Source organism: Acinetobacter sp. YH12046 (genome assembly GCF_013419905.1).
Taxonomy (GTDB): domain Bacteria; phylum Pseudomonadota; class Gammaproteobacteria; order Pseudomonadales; family Moraxellaceae; genus Acinetobacter.
The window spans coordinates 1-11,221 of record NZ_VOZF01000050.1 but is presented as its reverse complement, the minus strand read 5'-3'; the positions used below and the strand labels follow the sequence as shown (position 1 = coordinate 11,221).

11 protein-coding genes and 1 pseudogene are annotated in these 11,221 nt (G+C 35.5%); 9 read left to right on the top strand and 3 right to left on the bottom strand.

The features are described from left to right. Positions 1 to 317 (top strand): annotated as a pseudogene (locus FTU03_RS15355) (fimbrial biogenesis outer membrane usher protein); the annotation flags it as partial. After that, positions 308 to 1,294 carry a spore coat U domain-containing protein gene (locus tag FTU03_RS15350; RefSeq protein WP_145755957.1) on the top strand — a complete coding sequence of 329 codons (987 nt, stop codon included), beginning with the start codon at positions 308 to 310 and terminating at the stop codon, positions 1,292 to 1,294. The pseudogene FTU03_RS15355 and the gene FTU03_RS15350, both read left to right, overlap by 10 nt. Positions 1,295 to 1,306: 12 nt before the next feature. Here FTU03_RS15350 and FTU03_RS15345 read toward each other — a convergent pair whose 3' ends face one another. Together FTU03_RS15345 and FTU03_RS15340 are read right to left on the bottom strand one after the other, a co-directional pair. Then, positions 1,307 to 1,777 (bottom strand): spore coat U domain-containing protein, encoded by a 471-nt coding sequence (locus tag FTU03_RS15345; protein WP_166134623.1) that lies wholly within the window; start codon positions 1,775 to 1,777, stop codon positions 1,307 to 1,309. A gap of 229 nt (positions 1,778 to 2,006) precedes the next feature. Next, a complete protein-coding gene (locus tag FTU03_RS15340) occupies positions 2,007 to 3,158 on the bottom strand; it encodes a hypothetical protein (RefSeq protein WP_179993435.1) in 1,152 nt (383 codons plus the stop codon). A gap of 812 nt (positions 3,159 to 3,970) precedes the next feature. Here FTU03_RS15340 and repM point away from each other — a divergent pair. Both repM and FTU03_RS15330 read left to right on the top strand, forming a co-directional pair. Beyond that, positions 3,971 to 4,900 (top strand): replication initiation protein RepM, encoded by a 930-nt coding sequence (gene repM / locus FTU03_RS15335; RefSeq protein WP_179993430.1) that lies wholly within the window; start codon positions 3,971 to 3,973, stop codon positions 4,898 to 4,900. 63 nt (positions 4,901 to 4,963) lie between these two features. Beyond that, complete coding sequence (locus FTU03_RS15330; protein ID WP_179993429.1) at positions 4,964 to 5,518, top strand: plasmid replication DNA-binding protein; 555 nt, start codon at positions 4,964 to 4,966, stop codon at positions 5,516 to 5,518. Positions 5,519 to 5,706: 188 nt separating this feature from the next. Here FTU03_RS15330 and FTU03_RS15325 read toward each other — a convergent pair whose 3' ends face one another. Beyond that, a complete protein-coding gene (locus tag FTU03_RS15325; protein ID WP_179993434.1) occupies positions 5,707 to 6,273 on the bottom strand; it encodes a helix-turn-helix transcriptional regulator in 567 nt (188 codons plus the stop codon). A gap of 322 nt (positions 6,274 to 6,595) precedes the next feature. Here FTU03_RS15325 and FTU03_RS15320 point away from each other — a divergent pair, with 322 nt between their 5' ends. The 5 genes from FTU03_RS15320 to FTU03_RS15300 all read left to right on the top strand — a co-directional run. Further along, positions 6,596 to 6,796: a type II toxin-antitoxin system HicA family toxin gene (locus FTU03_RS15320; protein WP_218945583.1), complete on the top strand. Its 201-nt coding sequence runs from the start codon at positions 6,596 to 6,598 to the stop codon at positions 6,794 to 6,796. 7 nt (positions 6,797 to 6,803) lie between these two features. Further along, positions 6,804 to 7,130: a hypothetical protein gene (locus FTU03_RS15315; protein ID WP_179993433.1), complete on the top strand. Its 327-nt coding sequence runs from the start codon at positions 6,804 to 6,806 to the stop codon at positions 7,128 to 7,130. A 584-nt stretch (positions 7,131 to 7,714) separates the two neighbouring features. Then, positions 7,715 to 8,254, top strand: coding sequence for a spore coat U domain-containing protein (locus tag FTU03_RS15310; RefSeq protein ID WP_179993432.1), 540 nt, complete (start codon positions 7,715 to 7,717; stop codon positions 8,252 to 8,254). 24 nt (positions 8,255 to 8,278) lie between these two features. Beyond that, the gene (locus FTU03_RS15305; RefSeq protein WP_145755959.1) at positions 8,279 to 9,028 is read left to right on the top strand and encodes a molecular chaperone; all 750 of its coding nucleotides are present in this window, start codon (positions 8,279 to 8,281) and stop codon (positions 9,026 to 9,028) included. 37 nt (positions 9,029 to 9,065) lie between these two features. Then, a partial coding sequence (locus FTU03_RS15300; RefSeq protein WP_180169986.1) for a fimbria/pilus outer membrane usher protein occupies positions 9,066 to 11,221 on the top strand: 2,156 nt, incomplete at its 3' end.

Below are 11,221 nucleotides of genomic sequence, written 5' to 3'. Positions count from 1 at the left end.
CACAGCAAGATGTTGTACCTCGTCAGGCAAGTGGTGTATTCGTTCGTTTTCCAATGTATCAAGTGAAATCCGTTCAATTACAGGCAGTCGATGATCAGGGAGAGAATCTAGCAGTGGGTAAATCTGTTTGGGATATTCAACCATCAATACAGCAGCCTCCTAAAACCATTGTAGCTCATGATGGTATTGTATATTTAGATGATGTGAAAAATAATAAATTATATATTGGCGATGAGCTTAAGCAATGCCAAGTGAATCTTCCTGAAGTTTCCACTCTTGAAGGTTTTAGCGATTTAGGAAGGGTGGTATGTCAATAACTCATCAATTTAACCGAATCAAAGCTTATGGCCTCATCAAGCGTTTAGCTTGTATGAGCTTATTGTTTTTAGCTTATAGCATATGCTCTTCATCTGCTTATGCAGAGAGTTGCTGGGTAAGTGGAGGTAATTTAAGCCTAGGCACAGCGAACATTCAAGGCTCGATGACAGCTTCTACGGATATTACCGTAACATGTAATTCAAACTGGAGTCAGCCCGTGACATATAAGATATGTATGGTAGTTGATAGTATAGATCCAGCGGCTAAAGATCCTCGCACAATGATTAACTATGATAACTATCCTGCTTCCTTATTAAATTATAACTTATATTATGATGTCGCACGAACACGCAAGATACCAAACTCAGACGCTAAAAATACAGCTCAGTGCCAGTCTGTTCAAGTAGGTGCTAATACAGGAAGTCCGAGTACATTGGTCAAAATGTATGGTCAAGTTCTTGCAGGACAAAATGTACCTGCCGGCTCCTATAAAACCAATAGTACTTCCATAAAGCTATACTATGCTTATCGCTATGGCTTAGAAGTACCTTCAGATTTAGAAGCTCTAGCTAGTCAAAATAGCTCAACTAACAATATAGTCGTCAATTCTAACTATGAAAATAGCTGTTTGATTTTATCTGCATCAGATATAGATTTTGGTTCAGTGGAGCTATTGAATAATACTTTATATCGTTCAGGGACTATTCAGTTAGCATGTCCAATGGGTACCAATATGAAGGTAAGTTTAAATAATGGTCTAAATCCATTGGGCTCACAAAGACGTATGAAAAATTCTTTAGGAAGTTATATTCAATACGGTTTATATCAGGATCCAAGTCACTCGAACATTTGGCAGGCGGATACTTCATATTCTGTAACCCACCAGACTATCCCTATTTATGCGATGGTCCCATCGCAAAGCATTAGCAGTATAGGGAAATATTCCGATACCATTACTGTGACTTTAACTTATTAGAAAACTCTATATTTAATAGGTAATCGTAGCAGTAACTGTATCTATATATTGACCGGCAGGAACGTTAGTATCAGGCACTTTCCCCCAAATGGTAATATTTTGAGTTTGTCCTGTACCGTGTTGTGAAAAACGATTTTCAGAGCTGTTTCCCCATTCTTTGCTCATAGATGCATCTTGATAAAGTCGATATGAAAGCTTCAAGGAAGCATCCTGAGTATTCTTTAGTGTACCATCACTATTTAGTGAAATATTGTAAGGCGTACCATTAGTACATGAAACATTTAGACTACCCGTTGCCTGGATATTTTGGGTATTACGAGAAATCGTACCAAAATCTATATTAGAAGTAGAACCTGTGCCGATATCACAAATTTCATTGACTTTTATTTTGACCTGAAACTGTGTGGACTGCCGGTCACTCATGGTATAAGCAGAGACTGAAACTACAGCTAGAATTACAAATGAATATTTAAAAATTTTCATTGAATGTGCCTATATCCAATATAGATAATTATATTAATCTGAATTGTAGAGAGTAAAAAGGTAACTATTTAAAGTAATAGTCTGGATTACGCACTAAATTTCATGATTCTAATCATATTATTCGATTTTACTCAACTATGCTGCCATCTAGTAAACAATTCAAAAATAAAAGGGCAAACAGGCTAGATTTAACATAAAATCTCTTATGCGAAATTTAAGAAAAAAAGCTTTAGCATTTTTTTCTGTCTCTTCTTAATCGTTGATCTTTAGGCTTTTGCTTATTCCGTTTATTCAAATAAATCTGATCTGCATTTCGACAAGCCACTTCAAACTCTTTCATACTCCAAGCCTTCTTGGCAGTGAAGCGTACATAGTGTAAGTTTTTTGGAAAATACATTTGATTCAGCTTCTTCTGCTCGGGATTTCGGGCATTTAATATCGATCTCATTTTAGCCTGTAACGTGCCAATTTGATGACGTGTACCATGAAAATTCCCCTTAGAACTCAATCTAAAAGTGGCTTCTTTCAAACGATCAGCCTGTTCAGTTGAAATTAAATCAATTTTTTTATTCAACTCCCGCGTTGCCGACTGCATAAATTCTTGCGATAGATACCAGGTAAAACGGATTTTCTTCTGAGAATATCGTTGAAAAAACTCCAAATGCTTTTTACGAACCCCGCGTAATGCACGAGTTAGCTCTTTCAACCGCTCGTTATAGCTCACGTCATCGTTAAATTTAATTCCAAACCGTTGCAGTAAAAATGCACTCACGGATGCCTGATTCCAACGGGTATGTTCATTTTCTAAAAAAGCAAAGCCAAAAATACGTTGAATACTGGAAAAACGCCTGACATCAGAGGCATTAAAAGGCTTAAACACCCGATAAACCAGATCTTGGTTACTATCAATAGTTTTTACACGCTTGGCATGAACATTAAAAATAACGCCAAAGCGTTCAGGATGATAATAAACCCGAGAAAATTGTGGCTTAAGATCACTAAACTCAATGTATTGTCCCAGTACATAATCCCCATAGCGCAACAGTTTTTCTTTTTTCGTGGTCAAAAGACTATTCAACTTTTGCTTCTGTACCATGCTCGAATTTTTGGCAAGTATTTCTTTTAAAGTCAGCTTACTTCTCCGTGCTTCTCTATAGCCTGTAGTAAATAACCAAAACTGAAATACCTCATTTTTGGCCGGATCATAATTGATGACCAGACTCCATACTGGTTCCCCGTAGTCCGATTTTTTCTTACGCTCAGATTCAGTCAGATCGAGGCCATACTCCAAAATTAATTTTGGAAGCACATGATGGAACTTTGAAAAAGGCACAGTATCAGAAAACCAAAACTTAGCACTTCCATTCGAAATGCATTGCATAAGACTGAGAAGACAGTCCGTTTTCGTTGTTGTGTAGTAGATCATTATCTAATCAAAATATAACTTTTATGCGGAAAGCATAAAAGTTTATCTTTGATTAAAAAAGAACAAAAAACAAGATTTTTATAAAATAGTGTTTTTTTTGATCAATGATGGTTTTTCTGTAAATAAGAGTTCCATAAATCGAGCGTCAGCACATGCAGATATCAATTTCAAAATTGGTTTTCACCAATTTGATTAATCACCATAGAACGCTCTTATTTGCGATTTAAGCTTCTTTTATTTTTAAATTACCTATCACTATAAAAACCTGTAAACAGAGCTAAAAACGCAAAATATGACGATTTACAATAGTTTTTAGCGAGTGTCTACGAGCGACACAAAGAAAAGTCGCGCCTAGACTCTCTGAAAAACATTCTTTTAAAAATGAAAACTTAGAACAATAAGAAATTAGATGCAGATCTTTAAACCTAGATCGAGCGAAGCGAGCATAAAAAATTTATGAGCGAAGCGAATTCCGAGTTGCTTTTGCTTTTTATTAAATTCCAGATTGGTATTAGCCAAAAAATTGCCCCAACGAACTGAGCTTTAGCGAAGTTCAATAGAGTTTGAGCGTAGCGAAAACCAAGGGCAATTTTTCATTCTTCCCTTTTTAATATATTTTAAATCTTTTAAATCTTTTCAGTTGTCTCTGTGCCTTATATAGCAAAGGTTTCAGCGTTTAAATATGACGGATTGACTACTAACTATGACGGATTGACTACTAACTATGACGGATTGACTACTTAACTATGACGGATTGACTACCAACTATGACAAGTATATATTTGTCATATATTAGAAAAATCAATGGTTTTGTTTTGAATAAAAATCACGTTGTAAAATCAAATCAAGTAATAGAAGCATCGTATCAATTAAGTGCCGTAGAGCAACGAATTGTCTTAGCTGCCATTTCACGGATTCCCAAAAATCAGCTTATTACAGATGATGAGTTATACCCTGTTAGCGTCGATGAATTAAAACAATTGGGCGTACATGAGAAAACTGCATACAGAGATTTAAAGGAAGGTATTAATAGACTCTATGAGAGGTCTATTAATCTCAGTATTGATGATAAATCTATAAAAATGAGATGGGTGCAAGAAATCCAATTTTTAGATAGTCAAAGTGTCATTGGAATCCGTTTTTCAAAACCCATTCTGCCATTCATTTCCAATCTAAGTAGAGAATTCACCAAATATGCCTTATCAGACATTGCTGGGATCAATAGTGGATACGGTATTCGTATCTATGAACTACTGGTTCAATATCGGCAAATAGGTAAGCGTGAAATTTCTGTTGAGAGTTTACGGACAATGTTAGAACTCGGTAAAAAGTACCCATTATTCGCTGATTTCAAGAAACGAGTAATTGACACTGCTATAGACCAAATCAATGAATACAGCCCTCTAAAAGTCACTTATGAGCAGAAAAAAACAGGGCGTAAAGTCACTCATATTATCTTTTCTTTTAAAGAAAAATCTAAATCTATAACACATACCTCGAAAGATTTTTATCAGCTATCTGATGCTCAAATTAATCTATTCGGGAATCAATTATCACGTTTACATGAGCTTTCCCATTTAGCCTCAGAAGGTGAAAGTTATGAGATTTTAGCTGCTAAAATTAAGGATATGCTTAGAAACCCTCACCAACAACAGCAGTTTTTGCCACACTTAAAGAACTTAGGGTTTAAAGCTTGAGTGTATTGAAGAATACACTTATTGTATTCTTCAATACGTATCCTAAATACACAGCAATACACTATGAAAACAAGTACAAAATACAGTGTTAGTGATGCAGCCACACTGTATAAGAAATCTCGTGCTACACTTTATAAAGATATAAAAAATGGGGTGTTAAGTCGTGATCATGATGGCTCTATCGACTTCTCTGAGTTACTCCGCGTTTACGGTGAACCTTTTAGTGGAAAACACTCAAAACACACTGATACGTCTCCAACACAAACTATAAATACACCTGAATACACAGACAATACAGTTATTGAACTAAAGAATCAGATCGATTTTCTAAAGAAACAGTTAGAAAAAGCAGAAGATCGCGAAGCTAAAGCAAATTCTCGTATCGATACATTACTTACCCTAATTGAAATGAAGCCAACTCAGGTTCATCCCACACCAACTTCAGCTCAATCTAGTCCATCTCAAGTAGAATCTACATTGAATGTAGATAACGACAAACATGACGGATTGACTACTCCAGATCAAAAAGAAAATAAGCGTATTCCAGTACCGGAGCATGTTGAACCGGAGCAACCGAAAAGAGGCTTTTGGAGCCGTTTTTTTAGACCCTATGATTAACCACGATTGTTTAACTGATATGAACAAAGTCGTGAAACTTTGATTAAATAATAAGCGTGGAACATGAAAAATGCATAAAAAAGCCCGATCTGGAGGATACGGGCCAATCAAAATGATATATACCATTGATTAATAAAGACAATTATAACTCATTTCGTATAACGTGTATTATGTTAATTTTAGAAAAATTAAACTTTTAACTCTTCAGTAAAAAGTTTATTTCTTTCCAAAAACTTAACGATATCACCAGCATCTAGACGATATAAATCAGCTAATCGGTCTTCTAATTTAGCATCGCCATCCTCATCGCTGAACGGAATATTAAATCCTTTATTAATACACCCAAACTTTCTTACAGTTCGATAAGAGTCACGTAACATCTCATAACTCTCACTAGAATATATATGATCGACTGTATTCTTCTCATCAAGCTCAGGATTCAGAACATCTTCTTCTAAACGAGTTGGAACTTCTTTATCGTTATAAACATAAATATGCTGAGCATCTAGCTCTTTAACTGTTCGATCAATAAAAGACACTAACTCCAAGAGCGTCAAATTTAATAAGCTTGCTGAGCTTAATAATAATTCTAAAGAAATAGTTCTAATACCAGCTTCATATTTAGATAAAGAGGATGCTGTTGTAACCAATGCATAGGCTAACTCACGTTGGTTAACTCCTCGCAAATTACGTATATAAGATAAGGTAGCTCCAGCTACATCATTTATCTCAACTTTCAAATTGTACTTCTTCATAAAGACTCCTAAAAACTAATTTAAAAATAATTGAAAAAACAAGTTGACGCAAGAAATATTTTTATTATAGCATTATTTACACAGTAAATATTTCCAAAAAGGAAACAACAATGTTAGACATCTTAATCGACATCGCAGCAGAAGTTATCAAAGAAACAGTAAAAGAAAGCCTTAAGTAGGAGAAAAGAAATGCAAGACACATTGAAAGGTTTTATAGAGGTTCTTTTACCAAGACCTCCATTTCCACCCATTTTTTTCTAGCCTAGATATGAATAAGTTTGAAAGATAGGGCTTTAGAGCCCTATCTTTTAAGGGGAATAACATGAAATTTAAAAGATTGAAAACAAAACAGGTTTTAAAGTTAGTTATATCTCTTGGCTGGTATTTCGATAGCCAAAAGGGTAGCCATAAGCATTTCAAGCATCCTATTAGAAAAGGAAAAATTACCATTCCAGATCATGGTGATCTCGATATAGGAACATTAAGAAGTATTTTTGAACAAGCTGGTATAGGAGCTTATTGAGATAATTATGAAGTTAATTATTAGCGCAATTTTTCTATTTTTTTTAGTTGGAAGTGGAACTTTATATTTTCTTTCACAACAAAAGTTAATTCTTGCGAATCAGCATAAAGAATTAATGATGATGGGAGAATTTGCTAGAATGAATAAGCTTCAAACAACACAGAAACTTATTCAAGAAGTTAAAAAAGATAGATTAATTAAAGTTCATGAGTTTAATAAAGTAAAAAGAACTTTTACTTCTGAAATGAAAGCATATCTAAAAAGAAATGGACTAAAAAGTCAGACTTTACATATGAAATACAAGGTACAAGAACCAGCACATACATTTATTTAACATAATGGCGATTATACGAAGTACATTTGTATATTAATATAAAAATCAAATACTTAAAAATTTAACCCTAATCACAAAATGCACAAAAAATGGCTTTTGTAATAAGTTGGTGAGTTTTTAAGCGAATCTGTAACATTTTGCCAGGAAAATTGGCTAAAAAACGATCGATTTAGTAATCAGTGCCCATTTCATACGGATCCAAGTTCCAAAACTATCCCCAATTGCTGGGGATAAAATTTAGGCTATTTTGTACGCTCAGGCTTACGTGAATCTCGGCCCTTTGCGGCTATCTAGGATACTGGAACTTTCCTATGATGAACTCATCAGGAACAGGAAGTTCCATAACATAAAACAAAAATTATAAGTTATTGCACATGGACCAGAGGGTACAACAGCACAATCAGCGACAATAAAAAACCCCGGCAGGATGCCGGGGTTTTTTATTATTTAGATTTCTTAAATCAGCGTCGGGTGTGCCGTCCAGGATACGAGTTAAAGTCGCTTAAAATAACGTCAATAAATATTGAAAAAGTCATAAAATGTGATATGTTTCACACTCTATTTTTTAGTAGTAAAATTTTTTTATGAAACTATTAAAAAATAACAGCAAGTTTTTAAAAAAACCATCTGTTTCATTATTAATAGGCCCTTATATGAAAAACTTTATCACTACCGCATTATTAGCTTCTTCTGGATTATTTATAGCAGGACAGACGAATGCTTCTACTAAAGTTGCGGATACAACCTTCCAAGTTAAAATTGAAGTTGTATCAACATGTGCGATCAGTGCTACAGATATCGATTTTGGTCAAGTAAATAGTGGTATCGCAGCAACAGATAAAACAGGTAATCTAAATGTAACCTGTACCAGTCAGACACCCTACAGCGTTGGTTTATCTAGTAGTGGAAAAATGACTCATACGACTGACCCTACGTCTAGCATTGCTTATCAATTATTTAAAGCATCCAGTGATACAGCAGAGTGGGACAACGACAATAATCGATATTCTGCAACTGGTTCAGGTAGTGTACAGCCTATCCCGGTAGTTGCTAAATTATCTGGCTCTACAAATGTACGCGCTGGTAACTATGCAGATACCGTCACAGCCACAGTAACTTATTAATTTTTATTATCGTAAAGAGTCCACATGAAAAAGCCAGCCAAATTCTCTCATGTATTCCACATTTGTGGTGCAGGAATCTTGGCAGCTAGTATTTTTATAACACAGGCGCATGCTGCCAGTTTGCAAGTTGCGCCTATTTTATTAGAATTTTCACCGCAAGAAAAAGTCAAAGAACTTTGGTTGACCAATACAGGTAATGAGAGTATTCGTGCACAAGTACGAGTGAACGCTTGGACACAAAGCAATCAACAAGATATTTTAACAAACTCCAAAGATCTAATTGCTAGTCCTATGGTCATTAGCATTCCTGCCGGACAACGGCAATTGGTTCGATTGATCCGCAATACTCAAATAGCAAATACGACTGAACAAGCTTATCGCCTCATCGTGGATGAATTACCTAACTCCCAGACTAATGTACAAAGTGGTCTACAATTGTTACTCAAATATTCCATTCCTGTTTTTTTAAAAGTATCGGACATTAATGATACAGATCAAGGCATAACATCCCTGCAAGGTATGAGCTTTAAATATAATAAGCAAACACTAACAATCAACAATCAGTCTGGTCATTATAAGCGCTTTAGTCAGTTTGCCTACATGGATGCGCAAGGCAAAAAAATACCAATTCAAATGGGATTGATGGGTTATGTACTTAGTGGGAAAAGCATGCAATGGAAAATTCCAAATAATATAAATGTTACGCGTGGTGGAAAGTTTATAGCTGTAGTTAATATGGATCTTCGTGAACAAACTCTACCATTATCTCCCTAATACAAAATAAGCTTTAGGGATAGGGAGTTTCTGATCATTGAATGTTCGAGCAAGCAATTTTATACTTGCAGGAATGATGCTGGTCACAGCACCGACAACATTTGCAGAACAATACTCATCCAATATAGCCAGTGCGATTCAACAGGAATTGTATTTGGATGTAGAAGTAAATCAGTCTACACAGATTCAAATTGGTCATTTTTTACAACAAGATCAGCAACTCTATATTGATGTAGCTTCCTTAAAAAATTTCGCCATTACTACCGAGATAGAACCAATCATAATTGATCAGGTATCCTATATCGCACTTGATCAGATTGAAGGGCTAAGCTATAAATATGACGACCTCAATCAAAAAATCTCAATCCAAGTACCTATTACACTGTTAAGCAGTCAACATCAATATGGCTATCAGCATCTGCCTGCTGCAAAAGTTAATCCATTGCATGAAAAAACAGGTATCTTACTCAATTACACTGCTTTTGCTCAGCAGTATGAGAATATATTTTCTTTAAATGGTTGGAATGAATTTCGTGTTTTTGGGCTATTTGGTGGGGTATTCAGCCTTTCTGGTAACTACCAATATCAAGATAATGCCTTTATAAATCATCATATACTGGATACATATTGGGAAAAAGATATCCCAGAAAAATTGCTTAGACTACGTTTAGGTGATGCACAAAGTAATGCACTATCATGGACACGCTCTACTCGATTGAGTGGTCTTAGCTTATCGAAAAATTTCGCTTTACAACCCTATACCGTGACGACTCCCTTAATGAGTTTTAAAGGCCAGGTAGCATTACCATCACAAGTGGATCTAATAATTAATGGTATTAAGCAGTTTTCAGAAAATATAGTACCTGGGCAATTTGATATTCAATCAGTACCGAGTATTACAGGTGCAGGCAATGCACAAATGGTCATTACAGATATTAATGGCCAACAGCAAGTACTGAGTATTCCCTTATATGGTACAAATAACCTACTCGCACAAGGCTTAAATGACTGGTCTTTTAATGTAGGTTATCCAAAGTTAAATTATGGCTTATCTTCATTTGATTATGCACAAGATCCTGCATTTAGTGGGAGCTATCGTTATGGAATATCAAATAAACTTACTCTGGAAACACATACTGAATTGACCGATCAATTGCAACAGGTAGGACTAGGCACACTCTATCAATTAGGCAAACGTGCAGGACAGCTTAATCTCTCTTATGCTTATAGTCGTACACCTGAGCAACATGGACAATTATTAGGCCTAGGTTATAGCTGGAACTCTACATTAATAAGTTTAAATTATAATGGACTACGACAGTTTGGTGAGTTTAATGACATTGCCAGCTTGAATGATGCGGCATTTGCCAGTAAATCAGACCAATTTTATATAGGTTTTAATACTAAAATTGGTCAGTTGGGAAGTAGCTATATCCAGCAAAAATACACAGAGCAAGAGAGTAAGTTTGTATTGCTGAACTGGTCTTATATCTTGCCGCGACGTATGAACATGAATTTAGGTTATAGTCATGATTTAATTAATAAAAAAGATAGTTACTATCTATCACTTAATATCCCTTGGGCGCAACGCAACTCAGCCACAGCATCAATACAGCGTAGTCATGATAACCAACAGTTTGGTCTCAATATAATGCATGCGCTAAATCAAGATCAGGGAGGGATGGGATGGCAAGCCATGGCCAATCGTACAGATCAATACTCACAATTTCAGGGGCAGATCGACTATCTCGGTCGCTATGGGTTAGCACAGTTAAATGTGCAACATACAGCATCAGACCAACAAAATAATACCAGCGCTTTTGCCTCAGTCAACGGAGGTTTAGTTATTCTAAAAGATGTGATACTCCCCACACGTTTGAGTAACGGTTCATTTGCTATTGTCTCAACAGATAATATTGCTAGCGTACCGGTGCGTATGGAGAATCGTTTGATTGGTAAAACTAATCAGAAAGGATATTTGCTATTGGATCGTCTAAATCCATATCAGCATAATAGTGTAGCAGTTGATACCCTAAACCTACCAATAAATTTAAAAATAGAAACAACACAGCAAGATGTTGTACCTCGTCAGGCAAGTGGTGTATTCGTTCGTTTTCCAATGTATCAAGTGAAATCCGTTCAATTACAGGCAGTCGATGATCAGGGAGAGAATCTAGCAGTGGGTAAATCTGT